Origin of the sequence: Candidatus Avelusimicrobium aviculae, from assembly GCF_949292495.1 — a bacterium.
Classification (GTDB): domain Bacteria; phylum Elusimicrobiota; class Elusimicrobia; order Elusimicrobiales; family Elusimicrobiaceae; genus Avelusimicrobium; species Avelusimicrobium aviculae.
Genome location: NZ_CASEZB010000032.1, coordinates 40,346 through 57,201 on the forward strand (window position 1 = coordinate 40,346; position 16,856 = coordinate 57,201).

The following is a 16,856-nucleotide window of genomic DNA, read 5'->3' on the forward strand; positions in this document are numbered from 1 at the left end:
TCTATTTTTTAGGTGCGGCCACAATGCTTACCATCCGGCCGGGTACAACAATTACTTTTTTTACTTCCAGGCCTTCCAAATTGCGCTGCACTTTGGCGCTGGCTAAGGCCAATTTTTCAATTTCTTCTTTGGGGGCGGCGGGCGGTATTTGGATACGGTCTCTCACTTTGCCGTTTACCTGCACGCCTATTTCCACCATGTCGTCTTGCAGGAGGTTCGGGTCCACTTGCGGCCAAGCGCTTTTTACCACAAACCCCGGGTAACCGCGCAGCTGCCAGATTTCTTCCGTCAGGTGCGGGGCAAACGGGTGCAAGAGTTTGATGAACGTCTCAAACGTATGCTTGCTTACTTGGGGCAGTTTGCCGGCTTCGTTAAAAAATACCATTAAGGCGGAAATAGCCGTATTAAAGCGGAAGTTTTCTATATCCTCATTAATTTTGGCGATGGTTTTGTTTTTAAGTATTTCCAGTTTCCGTTCATCGCGTCCGTCTTTTAACACGGCGTCTTCACCCCATTGGGCTACGCGGCGCAGAAAGCGGGTAATGCCCTCAATGCCTTTCATATCCCAGGGTTTGCTGGCTTCAAACGGGCCCATGAACATTTCATACATGCGGAAAGCGTCCGCGCCGTATTGGCAGAGGATGTCGTCGGGATTAATGACGTTTTTCTTGGATTTGGACATCTTTTCCACCATGGGGGTTAATTCTTCCCCGGTGGTTTTTAAATAAGCTTTCCCGTCTTTAAAATCAATGTCTTCATAAGCGTGGTAAGCGCCCATTTTGTCCCGGTAAGAGTAGGCCAAAATCATACCTTGGTGGCGCAATTTTTGGAAAGGCTCCCTATGGGACACTATCCCCAAATCAAACAATACTTTATGCCAAAAGCGCGCGTATAACAAGTGTAATACGGCGTGTTCGGCTCCGCCTATGTAGCAATCCACCGGGCCGTAGGCTTTTTCTATGGCGGGGTCTACCAAGGCTTTGTCGTTTTTGGGGTCCATGTAGCGCAAATAATACCAGCAGGAACCGGCCCATTGGGGCATGGTGTTGGTTTCGCGCTTGGCGGGGCCGCCGCATTGGGGGCAGGTGGTGTTTACCCAGCTGTCCACCGTGGCCAGGGGGGATTCCCCCGTGCCGGACGGCTCAAATTTTTCCACTTCCGGCAGGCGCAGCGGCAGTTGGTCTTCCGGCAGCGGCACCACCCCGCATTTGGGGCAGTGCACAATGGGGATAGGTTCCCCCCAATAGCGCTGGCGGGCAAACACCCAATCCCGCAGTTTATACGTGGTTTTGGCGTTGCCGCAGGCGTGTTCCTCAAGCCATTTAATCATGGCGGCTTTGGATTCTTTTACCCGAAGCCCGTTTAAGAAGCCGGAGTTGACCAGCTCCCCGTCCCCGGTGAACGCTTCTTTTTCTACGCCTTGTTCGCTTTTGATGACTTCAATAATGTCTAAACCAAATTTTTTGGCAAAGGCGTAGTCTCTTTCGTCATGGGCGGGCACGGCCATAATGGCCCCGGTGCCGTAGCCCATAAGCACATAGTCTGACGTCCACACCGGTATTTTTTTGCCGTTCACGGGGTTAATGGCGTAGGCGCCGGTAAACACGCCGGTTTTGTTTTTGTTTAAATCGGCGCGTTCAAAATCGCTCTTTTTGGCGGAGTCTGCCTGGTATTTTTCCACGGCGGTTTTTTGCTCCGGCGTGGTGATTTTTTGCAAAATGGGGTGCTCCGGAGACACTACCATATAGGTGGCGCCAAAAAGCGTATCCGGCCGGGTGGTGAACACGGTTAAGGTTTCGTTGTGCCCGTCCAGCTTAAACACCACATTGGCCCCTTGGGATTTGCCTATCCAGTTTTTTTGCATGGTCAGCGTGCTTTCCGGCCAGTCCAAGGTGGGCAGGTCTTCCAGCAGGCGTTCGGCATAGGCGGTAATTTTTAAAATCCATTGGCGCAGGGCTTTGCGTTCTATTTCGTGGCCGCAGCGTTCGCATTTGCCGTTGAAAACTTCTTCATTGGCCAAGCCGGTTTTGCAGGAAGGGCACCAGTTTATCGGTACGGTAGACTCATAGGCCAAGCCTTTTTTAAAGAGTTGTAAAAAAATCCATTGGGTCCATTTGTAATAGTCCGGGTCCGTGGTGTTGATTTCGCGGTTCCAGTCATAGGCTAAGCCGATGGCTTTAATTTGGCGTTTAAAGTTGGAAATATTTTTTTGCGTGGTAACGTGCGGGTGTATCCCGGTAGCAATGGCATAGTTTTCCGCCGGCAGGCCAAACGCGTCCCACCCCATGGGATGAAGCACGTCATAGCCGTTCATTAGTTTAAAACGAACAAGAATATCCGAAGCGGTGTATCCTTCCGGGTGGCCTACGTGCAAGCCCGCGCCGGACGGGTACGGAAACATATCCAGGCAATAAAATTTTTTGCCTTTGGGCAGTTTGGGACTGGCAAAAAGGTTTTCCTTTTCCCAGCGTTCTTGTTGTTTCTTGTCTATTTGGGGAAAGTTATCTATGCTCATAAATTCATTTTATCAATTTTTACACACAAAAACGTTTGGTTTATAATTTGCTATTGCGGCTTGGGGAGTTTTCCCTTATAATATAGTAGCTATCTATGATAGCGTTTGGTTTACTTATTCTCTTATAAAGGAGCCCTTTATGAAGAAAGGTTTTACTTTAGTGGAGCTGATAGTTGTTATTTTAATCATAGGCATTTTGGCGGCGGTAGCTTTGCCTATGTATTCCCGGGCGGTGGAACGTTCCCGCTTGGCGGAGGTGGAATTGCTTTTTGGCACCGTACGGCAAGCGCAGGAGATGTACCGTATGCGCAAACATGATTATTCCTGCAAATGGAAAGCGCTTTCTTTTATGAGTTTGCCTGACAGCCAATATACAGACCTGTACTGCCTGCACGGGGCCAGCGCGCAGACGGATGGCCAATGTCCTTCGGCTTCTACCTCTTTTAAAATCAATTTGTGCGGAGAAGGCGACCTAAAAAACTATGGTATCCGGGCCGAGCGGGAAAATAGCGAAGTTTTTGGGCACTACCAAGTGTATACCTATTATCATGACCCAAACCGTACGGTATATTGCAAGGCGGATACGAAACAGTCTGAAGCGTTATGCGCGGACTTTTTAGGGGTGGATGAATATGCGGAGCCCGCCCTGCCTTCCCCTTGCGACAAAACGGAAGAGGGAGAAGACGACAAACCTTCCGAGCCGGAAAAACCGACGGATCCGACGCCTCCCGCTCCCCAGCCGGAGCCGGAACCAGAGCCGGAACCCGCCCCGGGAGAGGACAATTTTGGTGATATTGAGTTAACCAACAATTACACCCAAACAAAAGGGTGCTCTTCCATCAGCGGTTTTTTCTTCCCGGATTGTTACACCTTTAAGTGGGAAGACGGCAGTGAGTACCAATATACCCCGGGCGGACGTTTGGGGTTGTTGTCCCAGGCGGTTTACTATGACCAAAACGGCAATAAAATGTTTGAGGTTACATTTTCCAACGTAACGGGAGAAATTTTGGGGATGGAGTGTTCCTCCCCGGATTGCCGCGCCGCGAATAATGGGGAAACAATTAAATGCGCTTCTATTATCGGGCGCTGTGAGCAGTTTGCCCAAATGATGCCCACGGATACGTTTCCAAAACCGCAGTAAAGAGAAAGAAACAACCCCCATAATACGTAATGGGGGTTGTTTCTTTTCAGAGAAAACGCAAAGCCCTCTCTTGCGGGAGGGCTTTCATCATCCGTGCGGGTGAAATTTTTTATGTTTTTCTTTTAAATCCCCCACGTTTAAATGGGTGTAGATTTGCGTGGTGGTTAAATTGGCGTGCCCCAGCATTTCCTGCAGGCTTCTTAGGTCCGCCCCGCCCTGAAGCAAGTGGCTGGCAAAGGTATGGCGGAATAAATGAGGGTGCAGCGGCTGGGATATCCCCGCCAGGCGGCCTAAGGCGGCTAAATCTTTCCACACGCTTTGGCGGCTTATTTTTTTGCCGTTCTTATTTAAAAAGAGTTCGCTCCCCACTATTTTAGCGGCAAAGTGAGCTTCCCGCAATTCCATATATTGTTTAAGGCGTTTGCAGGCTTGCGGGTGGATGGGAACAAAGCGTTGTTTGCCGCCTTTGCCAAAAGCCAATACCCAGCCTTCTTTTAGGTTTACATTTTCTAGGCGCAGGTTGATTAACTCGCTTACGCGCAAGCCGGCGGCGTAGAGCAGCTCAATAATAGTCAGCGTGCGTACTTCGTCAAATTTTTTGGCGGGATAAGATAACAAGCGGTCCATCTCTTCGCGCGAAAGCTGCACCGGTATTTTTTGCGCCAGTTTAGGGGATTTTAAAAAGCGGGTGGGGTCTTCTTTTATCTCCTCTTCCACCAGTAGGAATTTATACAAACTTTTTACTGCTTCCGTTTTGCGAAACACGCTTGCCGGGGCCAATTTTTCTATCACACGTAATTGGTAAAGGTATTGGTCTAAAAATTCCGGGGTGATTTGTTGAGGGTCTTTTTCATTGGCCAAACAATATTCCAAATAGCTTTCCACATCGCTTTTATAAGCGTTTACGGTGTTAGGGGAAAGCTGCCGCTCAAACGTGAGGTGGTTGGCAAAATCTTCCAATAAAAAAGGCTTCATTTCGCTTTCTCCGGTATGGGGTGGACGGTAAAAACGCACACGTCCTTTCCAAAGATAAGAGGCGGGTGGTCCTCCTCCATATTATAATCCAAGCTGGCCTGTATCATGTGTATTTGCGAGCACAGCGGCAGTAATACGGGTATTTTGGGCTCCTCAAAAGCTTGTTGTGCGTTTTGAGGGGTTAAAATTTCAATGCGCAGCGGGCTTTCTTTTGGAATGTAATATTGAAGCATCAGCGAAAAGGAGTCCGACGGATAACCTGTTTTGGCGGAGTCCACCAATACTTTTTGCGCTTTTAATGTGTTGGATACAAAATGAAAAGCTTCTTTTAGGCCCGTGTATTCAGGGTTGCGCAGATAGTCTAATTTCCAGTATTGGTTTGTCCAAACTGTTAAAATGAAAGGCAGTAAAAGCACCAATATGGCGTGGCGTTTTTGCAAATGGGTTAAACATTGGGTAATTAACAATAAAAACGGGGGAACGCTTAGCAGGAAGTAACGGTCCAGCCACAGATTATATTTAAGAGATAAAATCAGGACGGTAATCACCAGCAAAATGATTTGAGCCAAAGGCAAGATGACAGCCGGGCATTTAAAAATGCCGGCTTTTTGTTCATGTACGAATGAAACCCCCGACACAATAAAAAATACCAGCCAAAAACCGGCCATAACCGCTCCGCCCGCTAAAAAAGTAATTGTGTCCCATGTGGAGCGCGCCAGCGGGGCCACATACCACCACGACCCGTGCGGAGACGCCATAATCTGATACGTGTTAATTACCCACGGAAGCCACAGGGCAAATACGGCGGCCGTACCCCAAAAAGCGGTTTTGCGCCCCGTTTTATACGCGCAGGCGTATAAGAAAACCACCAAGGCCGCTATAAAAAACACGGCGGAGCAAAAATAATGTAAATAGCTGCCTAAAAATCCGGTTATAAAGAAACCCGCCCACAGGCTTTTGGGCGGATAGATGCGCTGCATAACGGCGTCAATAATCCGCAGGGCCAGCAGCGTAAAGGCAAAAGCCGCCAACAACGCAAACGAATACGCCCTTATATTTACCCCAAACGCAATTAGCAGAAATGATCCCGCCGTTAACGCTGTTAAGGTAAAACGCGGGTATTGGGGCCAGGATTTAGGCGCCAAAAACCAAACCAGCGGTACGGCGGCCGCACTGGCCAGCGTGTTGAACAGCCGCATATAAAACGGCTCTAACGGGAAAACGTGGTTCCAGCCATACAGCAAAATGTTGTAAAGCGGGAGGTTTACGTCTTTTATTAAAAATTCATTCCAAATACGGGATAAGGGAAGAGATGGAAGCGCCGTAGCTAGGGAGTAAAGCTCATCATACGAAAACCCTGCCGATAAATTGGCAAAGCGCTGTAAAAACAGATAAAACGCCATCACCGCGCTGACAATCACACTGATATAAAAAATAATGTTAGTAAACTTTTTATGCATATGTTTTCCCGCAGGGGGTTTTACATATTATAGAAAATTACTTTTAGCGCAGAAACGTATTTGAGGGATAAAAAACCCCGGCCTGTGAGGGCCGGGGAAGTGAAGTTATTTTTTAGCTGTTTTTTTAGAGGCGGACGCTTTGGCTGCGTCTTGTTCTTTTTGGGCGGTTTCTTCCGGGGAGAGTTGTTTCCCGTCATAATGATGGCCCAAATATTTTACAAACAGCTTGTCTTGTATTTCGTTGGCCAAGTCCGGGTTGTCCAACAGGTACTGGCGGGCGTTGTCTAACCCTTGGCCCAGTTTTTCTTCCCCATACAAGAACCAGCTGCCGCTTTTTTCAATAAAGCCGGCTTCCACGCCTTTGTCTATGATGCAGGCCTCGCGGGAAATACCTTGCCCTAAAATCATCATAAACTCAGCCTGGCGGTAGGGCGGCGCCACTTTGTTTTTGGTTACTTTGGCGCGTACGCGGGTGCCGATGATTTCATCGCCTTTTTTGATGTTTTCAATACGGCGCACGTCTATACGCACGGAAGAATAAAACTTTAAGGCCAAACCGCCGGGGGTGGTTTCCGGGTTGCCAAACATCACGCCTATTTTCTGGCGGATTTGGTTGATGAAAATAATGCTGGTTTTGGTTTTGCTTAAAATGCTGGTCAGTTTGCGCAGGGCTTGGCTCATCAAGCGGGCCTGCAAGCCTACATGTGCGTCTCCCATTTCGCCTTCAATTTCGGCTTTGGGCACCAGGGCGGCTACGGAGTCTATAATAATTAAGTCAATCGCGCCGGAGCGTACCAGCTTTTCGGCGATTTCCAGGGCTTGTTCGCCCGAGTCGGGCTGGGAAACCAATAATTCGTCCACATCTACGCCTAAAGCGGTGGCGTATACCGGGTCTAAGGCGTGTTCCGCGTCAATAAAGGCCACGGTTCCGCCCATTTTTTGGGTTTGGGCGGCCACATGCAGCGATAAAGTGGTTTTACCGCCGGCTTCCGGGCCGTAAATTTCAATTACGCGCCCGCGCGGAAGACCGCCTACGCCCAGCGCTAAATCCAACGATAAAGCGCCGGTGGGGATGGCTTCCACTTTTTTTATGCTGCTGTCACCCAGCTTGCAAATGGCTTCTTTTCCAAAGGCTTTTTCTATTTGGCCTAAGGCTAAATCAAGGGCTTTTTGTTTGTTTGCGTCCATGATGGTTTCTCCTTAAAATGTTAAATCAGCGCCGCGCGTTTAGCCGTGGCGGCGGCGTTTTTAAACGTTAATTTGTTGGAAGATTTGTCTAAATCCGCGCGGATGGTGGTGCCCGGCGCATAACGGCTGACTAAAATATTTTCGGCCAGTGGGTCTTCCAATTCGCGCTGTAAAGTGCGCAAGAGCGGGCGCGCGCCGTATTTGGCGTCAAAGCCGCGTTCTATTAAAAACTCTTTGGCGGCCGGGGTTAACTGAAGGGTTAATTCTTTTTCCGCCAGTTTGTCGTCCACGTCTTTTAAGGCCAAGTCCAAAATTTTGGCGATATTGTCTTTATTTAACGAATGGAACACCACAATTTCATCAATACGGTTGATAAATTCCGGGTTGAAGGTTTTCTTTACTTCGTCCATTACGCCTTGGCGCATATCCTGGTATTGTTGTTCTTCCGTATTTTTGGCGGCAAAACCCAAGCTGCTGCCTTTGTTGGTAATTTCCCGCGCGCCTACGTTGGATGTCATAATCACCACGCAGTTTTTAAAGCTTACCTTGTGGCCTAAATTGTCAGACAGATACCCCTCGTCCAGCACTTGCAATAAAATATTGTAAATATCCGGGTGGGCTTTTTCTAGTTCGTCTAACACCACCACGCTGTACGGGCGGCGGCGTACGGCCTCGGTCAGCTGCCCGCCTTCCTCATAACCTACGTAGCCTGGAGGCGCCCCAATTAAACGGGATACGGCAAATTTTTCCATGTATTCGGACATATCCAATCGAATCATGGCGTCTTCGTCCCCAAATAAAAACATGGCTAAGCTTTTGGCCAGCTCGGTTTTTCCTACCCCGGTGGGGCCCAGGAACAGGAAACCGCCTATCGGGCGTTTGGGGTTGCCCAAGCCGGTGCGGTTGCGGCGGATAGCCTGCGAAACGGCGCGCACGGCTTCTTCCTGCCCGATGATACGCTCATGCAAATGTTCTTCCATATGCAGGATTTTGTCCGTCTCGCTTTGGGTCAGGCGCGTTACGGGAATGCCGGTCCACTTGCTGGCTACCAAGGCGATGTCTTCCTGGGTTACTTCGGGCTGTTTTTGGTCCCGCTCTTCCTGCCATTTTTTCTTTAAATGTTCTATATAGCTTTTAAGGCGTTCCTCGGTGTCTTTGGCGGCGGCGGCTTTTTCAAACTCTTTGTTGGAGAGCGCCTCGTCTTTTTCTTCTACGGCTTGGGTATATTCTTTTTGCTTCTCTTTAATTTCCGGCGGGAGCACCGCGTTTTTAAGGCGCGCGCGTGCGCCGGCTTCGTCAAAAAGGTCTATGGCTTTATCCGGCATGGCGCGGTCGGTAATATACCGGTCCGCAATGGCGGCGGCGGCCTGGAGGGCCTCATCGGTATATTTTACTTTATGGTGTTGTTCGTACTTGGAACGTATGCCTTTTAAAATGGTAACGGTTTCTTCAATGTCCGGCGGGTCCACCGTAATGGGCTGGAAACGGCGTTCCAAGGCGGTATCGGTTTCAATGTATTTGCGGTACTCGTCAAAGGTGGTGGCGCCGATGCACTGCACTTCCCCGCGGGCCAAGGCGGGTTTTAACATGTTGGACGCGTCTATAGACCCTTCCGCCGCGCCGGCCCCTATAATGGTGTGCAGCTCATCAATAAAAATAATGGCATCTTGGGCGGCGGAAATTTCATCAATAATGTTCTTTAAACGCTGTTCAAATTCCCCGCGGTACTTGGTGCCCGCCACTACGGAGGCTAAATCCAACGCCAGCAGGCGTTTGCCGCTGAGCACGTCGGAAATTTCCCCCTTGGCGATTTTTTGGGCCAGCCCTTCCACAATGGCCGTTTTGCCCACGCCGGGTTCACCCAATAAAACCGGGTTGTTTTTGGTGCGGCGGGCTAAAATCTGTACCAGGCGTTCTATTTCTTCCTCACGGCCGATGACCGGGTCCAAACTGCCGGCTTTGGCCAGGGCGGTTAAATCGCGGGTGTATTCGTCCAGCGTGGGGGTTTTGCTTTTCTTTTTGCCGGGCGCCGCTTTGCGCAGGGAATCTTCCCGGTTGGGCAGATTCATTTCCTGGGGGATATCAGACAGGTCTTCCGTCAAATCCCCGGGTTCGGCATCGCCTATATAATTTAATACGCTTTCGCGCACGGTATTTAGGCTAAGGCCTAAATTTTCCAAAATTTTGCAGGCCATGCCTTCTTCTTCCCGGATTAATCCCAGTAAAATGTGTTCCGTGCCGATGTATTCCGTAGCCAGCATTTGGGATTCTTCCACCGAGAATTCCAACACTTTTTTGGCTCTGGGCGTAAACGGAATTTCCCCCAGCAGCATAATAGTGTCCCCAATGCCGATCATCTTTTCAATTTCTAAACGTATTTTGCGAAAGGTAATCCCCAAGCCGGTTAAAATCTTGCCGGAAACGGTGCCGTCTATAGCCGCCAGCCCCAGCAAAATATGTTCCGTGCCTACATAGTCATGGTTTAAACGTTTGGCTTCTTCCTGCGCGATGAGAATAATTTTTTGCGCATTTTCTGTAAATCTTTTTGGCATTTTTAACCCCTGATAAAAAACTCTTACATTCATTATATAAAAATAAAACCGCCAGGTAAGGCCTGTTCTAAGCGCAAAACCCGGCCCCTCGTTTTTGGTATAATACCTATATATATGAACGAAGAATTGCGCGCGCGCGCCGCCAAGATAAAGGCCATATTAACCGATGTGGATGGTATACTTACGGACGGCAAATTGAATTTTTTTGCCCTGCCCGACGGCCGTGTGGACGAATTTAAGACTTTCAACGCATTAGACGGCATAGCTTCCCGCATGTGTGTATCCTGCGGAATTAAGCAGGGTATTATTACGGGCCGCCGTCATCCCTCTACCGTGTACCGGGCGCGGGCGTTGGGTTTTTCTTATATTTACCAGGGGTTTTTAACTAAAACGGGCCCGCTGGAAGATATTTTGAAAAGGGAGAATCTCCGCCCGGAAGAAGTGGCTTTTATTGGGGACGATATAACGGATTTGCCCCTCTTATTAAAAGTGGGTTTAGCCGTTACGGTGCCCAACGCGGTGGAGCAGGTGAAAAAAGCGGCCCATTATATTACTTCCCGCCAAGGGGGGGACGGCGCCTACCGCGAAATGACGGACCTTATTTTAGATGCCCAAGGCAAGCTGGAGCCGTTGATAGAGTGTATAAAAAACTCTTCTTGGAAGGGATACTCCCTCCCGCAGCTGCAGATTATTACCTCGCAGGAAGGCATTTCTTAAACGGCAGGTTTTATTTATGAAAGGTAAATTTATTGTTTTGGAAGGGCCGGACCGGTGCGGCAAATCCACCCAGGCCAAGTTGTTATATAACTATTTTTTGGCGCGCGGATATGATGTGCTTCTTACGCGCGAACCGGGCGGCACCCCCACGGCGGAACGTATACGCCAAATTGTGCTGGAGCCGGGGCTGGACGTGCGCCCCATGGCGGAATTGTTTTTGTATGAGGCATCCCGCTCCCAACACACGCAGGAGAAAATTTTACCCGCGCTGGAAGCCGGAAAAATTGTTATTTGTGAACGCTACACCATGTCCACCTGCGCTTACCAGGGCTATGGCCGCGGCATAGATTTAAAAACCATTGAAACGCTGAACCAAATAGCTACCCTGGGTCTTAAGCCGGATTTAACTTTGGTGTTTTTAATGTCAGACAAGTATTTTACCGAACGCGGAGAGTATTTGTTTTCAGATCGTTTGGAACAAGAAGACCTTGCTTTCCGCCAAAAAATGCGCCAAGGCTATCAAGAGTTAATCGCCCGTACGCCCAATGCTTATTTGGTGGATGCGGACCGCAATGTAGATGAAATACAACGTCAGGTGGTTGGTCTGTTAGCCAAGCACCATATTGTGGGGGCAGATGCCGTTTGCTGATATTTTAGGCCAGGAAAAGGCCGTTTCTTACTTAAAAGGGCTTGCGGCGGGGGGAAAGGTCCCCGGGGCGATGCTCTTTTTTGGCGAGGAAGGCATAGGCAAAGCCAAAACCGCTTTGGAATTTGCCAAGGCGCTCAATTGTTTGGACTCTTCCGCCCGTGCGCGCGGGGACAGCTGCGGCGTTTGCCAAAGCTGCCGTGCCATCAGCCAGGGCACGCACCCCGATGTGGTGTTTGCCGATTTTTTGTACCAAGCCCGCTTGGAAGTGAAAAAAGATTTTTCCAGCAAAGGCTATGAGGAAGAACTGGAAAAAGAACTTGCCAAACAGCAGCATATTAACGTAGATACCATACGCGACGTAACGGCCAAATCCCAACAAAAAGCGGTGGCGGGCGGCTGGAAGGTGCTTATTATAGACGCCGCGCAAACCATGCAGGCGGCTGCTGCCAACGCGCTGCTTAAATTTATAGAAGAGCCGCCCTATAAAACATTGTGGATTTTAATTACTTCCAAACGCGCCACCATGCTTAAAACCATTTTGTCGCGCTGCCAGCCGCTGGCTTTTGCGCCGCTGGCGGGGGAAACGGTGGAAAAGATTTTGTCCGCTTCCCAGCAAGAAGTGCCTTACGCCCAATTGGCCGCCAAATATTCCGGCGGGTCCGTGGCGCGCGCGCTGAAAGCTTCGCAGGCGCTGGAGCTGTTGGCTTCAGCGGAGCAGGGGGCCGCGTGGCCTTGCGCGGTGGCGGGGGCGCTGTCGCGCACGCTGGCGCTGTCGCGCACGGAGGCGCAAAGCGTGTTGGATGTATTGCTTGCGGCGCTGCACCAGTCTTGGCGGCAGGAGACCGACCCGGCCCAAGCCGCCGCCATGCGCCGGGACTTAAAAAAATTTGAAGATTACAAACGGGCCATTACGCGCAACGTTTCGCCCGCGTTAGTGTTGGAAACCGCCCTGATGAGCTTGGACGGAATAAATGTAAAGATTTTTGATTAACCGGAGACTGCCATGACTAAAAAATGTTATATTACCACCCCTATTTATTATGTAAATTCCGTTCCGCATATCGGGCATGCGTACACCACCATTGCGCTGGATGTGCTGGCCCGCCATAAACGGCAGAAAGGGCTGGACGTACGCTTTTTAACCGGTACGGACGAACACGGCGCCAATATTGAAAAATCCGCCGCCGCCAAAGGGGTGTCCCCCAAAGAATGGACGGATGAAGTATCCGCCAAATACAAAGAAATGTGGAAAACGCTTAACATTTCTTATGACGACTTTATCCGCACCACGGACGCCAAACACGAGCACGTGGTACAGGCCATTTTTGAAAAATTGTTAAAAAGCGGAGACATTTATTTAGGCTCTTATTCGGGCAAATATTGCCTGTCCTGCGAGCAGTATTACAACGAAAGCGAAATGCTGGAAGGCGGCCTGTGCCCCGTGCACAAACGCCCGCTGACGGACGTGCATGAGGAAACTTACTTCTTTAAATTGTCCCGCTATCAGGACGCTTTGCTTAAGTTTTATGAAGAAAACCCCGGCTTTTTAAGCCCCAAATTCCGCGCCAACGAAATTATCAACTTTGTAAAGGGCGGATTGCAGGATTTGTCCGTCACCCGCACCAAGGTAAAATGGGGGGTGCCGGTGTTGTCCAACCCGGCGCATACGGTATATGTATGGTTTGACGCGTTGATTAACTACGTTTCCGCCGCCGGATACGGCACGCTGATTTGTGAAGACAAGGCGGAGCACGAAGCCCAGCTAAAACAAATCCGCGCCGATAAGTTTGAAGATTTATGGCCGGCTGATTTGCATATGGTGGGGAAAGAAATTTTCCGCTTTCACGCGGTGATTTGGCCCGCCATGCTGATGGCGTTGGGGCTGCCGCTTCCTAAAAAAGTGTTTGCCCACGGCTGGTGGACGGTGGAAGGGGAGAAAATGTCCAAATCCTTGGGCAATATTGTGGACCCGGCCGAAGTAGCCGCCAAATACGGTACGGACCCGCTTCGCGCGTTCTTGTTTAGGGAAGTGCCTTTTGGGCAGGACGGGGATTTTTCCATGGAAAGTTTTAAAAACCGTTATAATTCAGACTTGGCCAACAATATAGGCAACCTGCTTTCCCGCACGCTGAATATGGCCGCCAAAAATATTGGTGAACTGCCTGAAAAAATTGAGGGAGACTATCCCTTGCTTAAAAAAGCGGATGAAGTGGAACAAACGATTGATAAAGCTTACGATGAACTGGCTTTTGACAAAGTATTGGAAGCCATTTACGGCTACGGCGGCGATTTAAATAAATTGGTGGACGATAAAAAACCCTGGGTGCTTGCTAAGACGGACCCCGAAGCCGCCAAAGCCGTGCTGTTGGAATTGGTGGGCGGCCTGCGCCGCGTGGCGCTGTGGCTGGAGCCGTTTATGCCCACGATTGCCAAAGAAATGCAAAAGCGGCTGTTGCCGGGAAAAATTGAAAAATATCCGCCGCTTTTTCCGCGGTTGGAAGACAAATAAGCAGACGTTTATCAATAGATATGATGTAAAACCCCGGCTGAAAAGCCGGGGTTTTTGCGTAAAGAATAACCGGTTTTTTAGCTTAAATCTATCAGATGCCAGTTCTTTTCATACAGCTGTATCAGGCGGGCTTTAAAAAGCGCGTGCTGGGGTTGGGATAAAGACGGGTCTTGCGATAAAAGCTCATCACGGTCTTGTATCGCCCAGGTTAAGATGTCGCGGTCTTTAAAAAAGTCTCCCGCTTTAAATTCCAGCTCCCCGCTTTGGCGGGTGCCTAAAATTTCCCCCGGGCCGCGCAGCTGCATATCGCGCTCTCCAATTTTAAAGCCGTCGCTCGTGCGGCAGATGATGTCCACCCGTTCTTTAGCCACGCTGCCCGCATGCTGGGGGACTAAAATACAGTAACTTTCATGCTCCCCGCGGCCCACGCGCCCGCGCAGCTGGTGCAGGCTGGCCAGGCCAAAGCGTTCGGCATTTTCAATCACCATGACCGTAGCGTTTTTAACGTCTATGCCTACCTCAATAACCGGGGTGGCTACCAAAATGTCCGTCTTGTGGGCGGCAAAATCCGCCATGACGGCTTCTTTTTCTTCCTGGCTCATTTGGCCGTGCAGCATGGCCAATTTAAACTGCGGAAAAACGGTTTTTAGTTTTTCAAATTCTTCGCTTACTGCTTTGGCGGATATTTTTTCGCTCTCTTCAATAAGCGGGTAAACAATATAAGCCTGGCGCCCGTTCTGTACTTCTTGCGCTACGCGCGTAAAAGCCAGTTTTTCCGTGGCGCTTTCCGTTTTTATGGGGCGGCGGCCGGGGGGAAGCTCGCTAATGGTGGAAACTTCCAAATCCCCATAAAAAGCCAAAGCCAACGTGCGGGGAATGGGGGTAGCGGTCATGGTGAGTAAATCCAACTTAGCGGTTTTTTCCTTAAGCAGGCTTCTTTGGCGTACGCCAAAGCGGTGCTGTTCGTCTATTACCGCCAGGCGCAGGGTGGCAAATTGCACGTCTTCTTGGATTAAAGAATGAGTGCCCACGATAATTTGTATTTTTCCTTCCGCCAATTCTTTTAGTATTTTCTTTTTGGCGGCGGCTTTGGTGCTGGAAGTTAAAATGGCTGTTTTTACGCCTAGGCTTTTAAGCAGTTTTCCAAAGGTGATAAAATGTTGCTCCGCCAAAATTTCGGTAGGGGCCATGAGGGCGGATTGATAGCCGTTTTCCGCCGCCAGCAGCATGGCGGAAAGCGCCACCACCGTTTTGCCCGATCCCACGTCCCCTTGTAAAAGGCGGTTCATGGGGCGGGGGGATTGCAAATCCCGGAAGATCTCGTTAATTACGTGTTTTTGGCTGTTTGTAAAATCAAACCCTAAATTTTGGCGAAAGGGGGTAAGCAGGCTCCTTTTCAAGGTGTAGCGATACCCCTTTTCCAGCACTTTGGTTTGGGTGCGTTTAATGCCCCAGGCGGTGGCCAAAAGCAAAAATTCTTCATACGCCAGGCGGGCTTTGGCGGCGTCCAGCTCCGTCAGACTGCCGGGGAAATGTATCCCTTTTAACGCTTGCGCGCTGCCCAGCAGTTTGCGTTTTTGCAAGAGGGAAGGGGGGAGGATTTCCGGCTCTGTATTTAAGGTGTCCGTTTGCAAAGCCTCGTGCATAAACTGGCGGAATTGCTTGTTGGTAAGCCCTTCGGTTAGAGCGTAGACGGGCGTAATGCGCCCGGCGTGCAAAGCGCATTGCGGGTCAGACACGGGGTAATATTCGTCCACATTTATTTTATCCCCAAAAAAATTGTTGCGGTTTTCCGGACGGCCGATGACCCATACCTCCGCATTGATTTTGAAATCTTTTTTTAATTGGTAAAACGGATCAAAACGAAAACGCCCATACATTCTTTTTTTAAACCAGGTGCATTCTATTTGTCGGCCTCTTTCATCTTCTAAAAATGCTTTAAAAATAAGGATATTGCGGGCGGGGATTTCCCGGCTGTTGAGTACGCGGCCTTTAAAAACGGTAAGCTGGCCGGAGTTATAATCGTTGGGGGGTTGGTTGAGGCGCCGGTCCTGATAAGTGCGGGGATAGTAATGCAGCAAATCCGTAAGCGTGGATATTTCCAGCTTTTCAAACAGTTTGGCTTTGGCGGGGCCTACGCCTTTTAAATATTGCAAGGGGTTTTTTGTCACGGGAAAATCCTTTTTTATATTTTAGCAAAAACACTTTGTGCGGCGTATATCAGGAGGATATTTGATACGCTTTAATGGATTTTTGCTACAATGAAACAAAAGGAGGACTTTTTATGGATATTGAAGCCATTTCCAACAATATAACCGAACATTTGACCGTTATCGGGCAGACGGGCCTCAAATTTTTGTTTGAGGTGGTGGTTGCCCTTTTTATTTTGGTAATTGGGTTGTATTTGTCCCGCTTTGTCAGCTCGTGGACTAAAAAACTGCTTAATAAAATTTCTTTTGATGACAAGACTTCCAAAATCGGCATTAATGAGCTGTGCGTGCGGTTTGGGTTGGGCAAATCCCCCACGTATATTATTTCGTTTATATTGGCGTGGGCGGTTATCTTTTACGCTATCGTGTTGGCGGCGGATTTTCTGCATTTGGCCGTTATACGGGATTTATTTACCCGTTTTCTGGCGTTTATTCCCACGTTGTTTGTCTCAGTGCTCATTTTGTTTGCGGGGCTGTTGTTTGGCAAATTAATGGGCAATATTATTGATAACGCCTCCCGCGCCAATAACTTAAAAGGCGGGTTTTTAATTTCCCGCGCGGTCAACGTATTTATTGTGTTTTTCTGTGCGTTGGTGGCGGTGGAAAATTTAGGCTTTGCCACACAGTTGGTAAATAATGTGGTGGTGATTTTACTGGCTTCTTTGGGCCTGGCGTTCGGCATAGGCGTGGGGTTGGGGAGCAAGCCGCTGGTGGAGGAATTTCTGCGGGATTTATTCCAAAAAGAAAACGAAAAATAGTTTCGTTTGGCTTTATTAAAAATCCCCGGCTTAGGCTGGGGATTTTTTATAACTACTGCTCACAATAAACCCCGGGCGTAAGCCCGAGGGATGGAGTGTGTATCCCCAAATCTTCATATTTAGTACCATCTCAATATGGAACTTACCAAATTAAGTCACTGCGTTTATCACTGCCGATACCA

The 16,856-nt window shown here is 49.3% G+C and carries 12 protein-coding genes; 6 read left to right on the forward strand and 6 right to left on the reverse strand.

Annotation, left to right across the window (positions count from 1 at the left end):
• Nucleotide 1: 1 nt before the first annotated feature.
• Nucleotides 2-2,515, reverse strand: a complete 2,514-nt coding sequence (gene leuS / locus ACQY33_RS06990) for a leucine--tRNA ligase (protein ID WP_428075283.1) — start codon at nt 2,513-2,515, stop codon at nt 2-4.
• A gap of 139 nt (nt 2,516-2,654) precedes the next feature.
• Here leuS and ACQY33_RS06995 point away from each other — a divergent pair, with 139 nt between their 5' ends.
• Complete coding sequence (locus ACQY33_RS06995) at nt 2,655-3,656, forward strand: type IV pilin protein (protein WP_428075285.1); 1,002 nt, start codon at nt 2,655-2,657, stop codon at nt 3,654-3,656.
• Between the two features lie 87 nt (nt 3,657-3,743).
• Here ACQY33_RS06995 and xerA read toward each other — a convergent pair whose 3' ends face one another.
• The 4 genes from xerA to ACQY33_RS07015 all read right to left on the reverse strand — a co-directional run bounded on the left by xerA (nt 3,744) and on the right by ACQY33_RS07015 (nt 9,831).
• A complete protein-coding gene (gene xerA / locus ACQY33_RS07000; RefSeq protein WP_428075287.1) occupies nt 3,744-4,631 on the reverse strand; it encodes a site-specific tyrosine recombinase/integron integrase in 888 nt (295 codons plus the stop codon).
• Nucleotides 4,628-6,091, reverse strand: a complete 1,464-nt coding sequence (locus tag ACQY33_RS07005) for a hypothetical protein (protein WP_428075289.1) — start codon at nt 6,089-6,091, stop codon at nt 4,628-4,630. Before ACQY33_RS07005 ends, xerA begins: the two co-directional genes overlap by 4 nt.
• A gap of 105 nt (nt 6,092-6,196) precedes the next feature.
• Nucleotides 6,197-7,282, reverse strand: coding sequence for a recombinase RecA (gene recA, locus ACQY33_RS07010; protein ID WP_428075307.1), 1,086 nt, complete (start codon nt 7,280-7,282; stop codon nt 6,197-6,199).
• Between the two features lie 17 nt (nt 7,283-7,299).
• A complete protein-coding gene (locus ACQY33_RS07015) occupies nt 7,300-9,831 on the reverse strand; it encodes an ATP-dependent Clp protease ATP-binding subunit (RefSeq protein WP_428075291.1) in 2,532 nt (843 codons plus the stop codon).
• Nucleotides 9,832-9,945: 114 nt separating this feature from the next.
• Here ACQY33_RS07015 and ACQY33_RS07020 point away from each other — a divergent pair, with 114 nt between their 5' ends.
• From ACQY33_RS07020 to metG, 4 genes are read left to right on the forward strand one after another with little or no spacing between them, the layout of a single operon-like run.
• Nucleotides 9,946-10,548, forward strand: coding sequence for a KdsC family phosphatase (locus tag ACQY33_RS07020; protein ID WP_428075293.1), 603 nt, complete (start codon nt 9,946-9,948; stop codon nt 10,546-10,548).
• A 16-nt stretch (nt 10,549-10,564) separates the two neighbouring features.
• Nucleotides 10,565-11,197, forward strand: a complete 633-nt coding sequence (gene tmk, locus ACQY33_RS07025; protein WP_428075295.1) for a dTMP kinase — start codon at nt 10,565-10,567, stop codon at nt 11,195-11,197.
• Nucleotides 11,184-12,188, forward strand: coding sequence for a DNA polymerase III subunit delta' (gene holB, locus ACQY33_RS07030; RefSeq protein WP_428075297.1), 1,005 nt, complete (start codon nt 11,184-11,186; stop codon nt 12,186-12,188). The genes tmk and holB overlap by 14 nt, the downstream gene beginning before the upstream one ends.
• Nucleotides 12,189-12,200: 12 nt before the next feature.
• A complete protein-coding gene (metG, locus tag ACQY33_RS07035) occupies nt 12,201-13,706 on the forward strand; it encodes a methionine--tRNA ligase (protein WP_428075299.1) in 1,506 nt (501 codons plus the stop codon).
• A gap of 77 nt (nt 13,707-13,783) precedes the next feature.
• Here the strand turns inward: metG and recG are convergent, their stop codons facing one another.
• Nucleotides 13,784-15,877, reverse strand: coding sequence for an ATP-dependent DNA helicase RecG (recG, locus tag ACQY33_RS07040; RefSeq protein ID WP_428075301.1), 2,094 nt, complete (start codon nt 15,875-15,877; stop codon nt 13,784-13,786).
• A 113-nt stretch (nt 15,878-15,990) separates the two neighbouring features.
• On the opposite strand from recG, the gene ACQY33_RS07045 reads away from it, so the two are divergent.
• Nucleotides 15,991-16,674, forward strand: coding sequence for a mechanosensitive ion channel family protein (locus tag ACQY33_RS07045; RefSeq protein ID WP_428075303.1), 684 nt, complete (start codon nt 15,991-15,993; stop codon nt 16,672-16,674).
• Nucleotides 16,675-16,856: the final 182 nt, after the last annotated feature.

Excerpts from the sequence above, each read along its gene's own strand:
- metG (WP_428075299.1), top strand. The coding sequence starts at position 12,201 with ATGACTAAAAAATGTTATATTACCACCCCTATTTATTATGTAAATTCC.
- tmk (WP_428075295.1), top strand. The coding sequence starts at position 10,565 with ATGAAAGGTAAATTTATTGTTTTGGAAGGGCCGGACCGGTGCGGCAAA.
- xerA (WP_428075287.1), bottom strand. The coding sequence starts at position 4,631 with ATGAAGCCTTTTTTATTGGAAGATTTTGCCAACCACCTCACGTTTGAG.
- ACQY33_RS07045 (WP_428075303.1), top strand. The coding sequence starts at position 15,991 with ATGGATATTGAAGCCATTTCCAACAATATAACCGAACATTTGACCGTT.
- ACQY33_RS06995 (WP_428075285.1), top strand. The coding sequence starts at position 2,655 with ATGAAGAAAGGTTTTACTTTAGTGGAGCTGATAGTTGTTATTTTAATC.
- ACQY33_RS07020 (WP_428075293.1), top strand. The coding sequence starts at position 9,946 with ATGAACGAAGAATTGCGCGCGCGCGCCGCCAAGATAAAGGCCATATTA.
- leuS (WP_428075283.1), bottom strand. The coding sequence starts at position 2,515 with ATGAGCATAGATAACTTTCCCCAAATAGACAAGAAACAACAAGAACGC.
- holB (WP_428075297.1), top strand. The coding sequence starts at position 11,184 with ATGCCGTTTGCTGATATTTTAGGCCAGGAAAAGGCCGTTTCTTACTTA.
- ACQY33_RS07015 (WP_428075291.1), bottom strand. The coding sequence starts at position 9,831 with ATGCCAAAAAGATTTACAGAAAATGCGCAAAAAATTATTCTCATCGCG.
- ACQY33_RS07005 (WP_428075289.1), bottom strand. The coding sequence starts at position 6,091 with ATGCATAAAAAGTTTACTAACATTATTTTTTATATCAGTGTGATTGTC.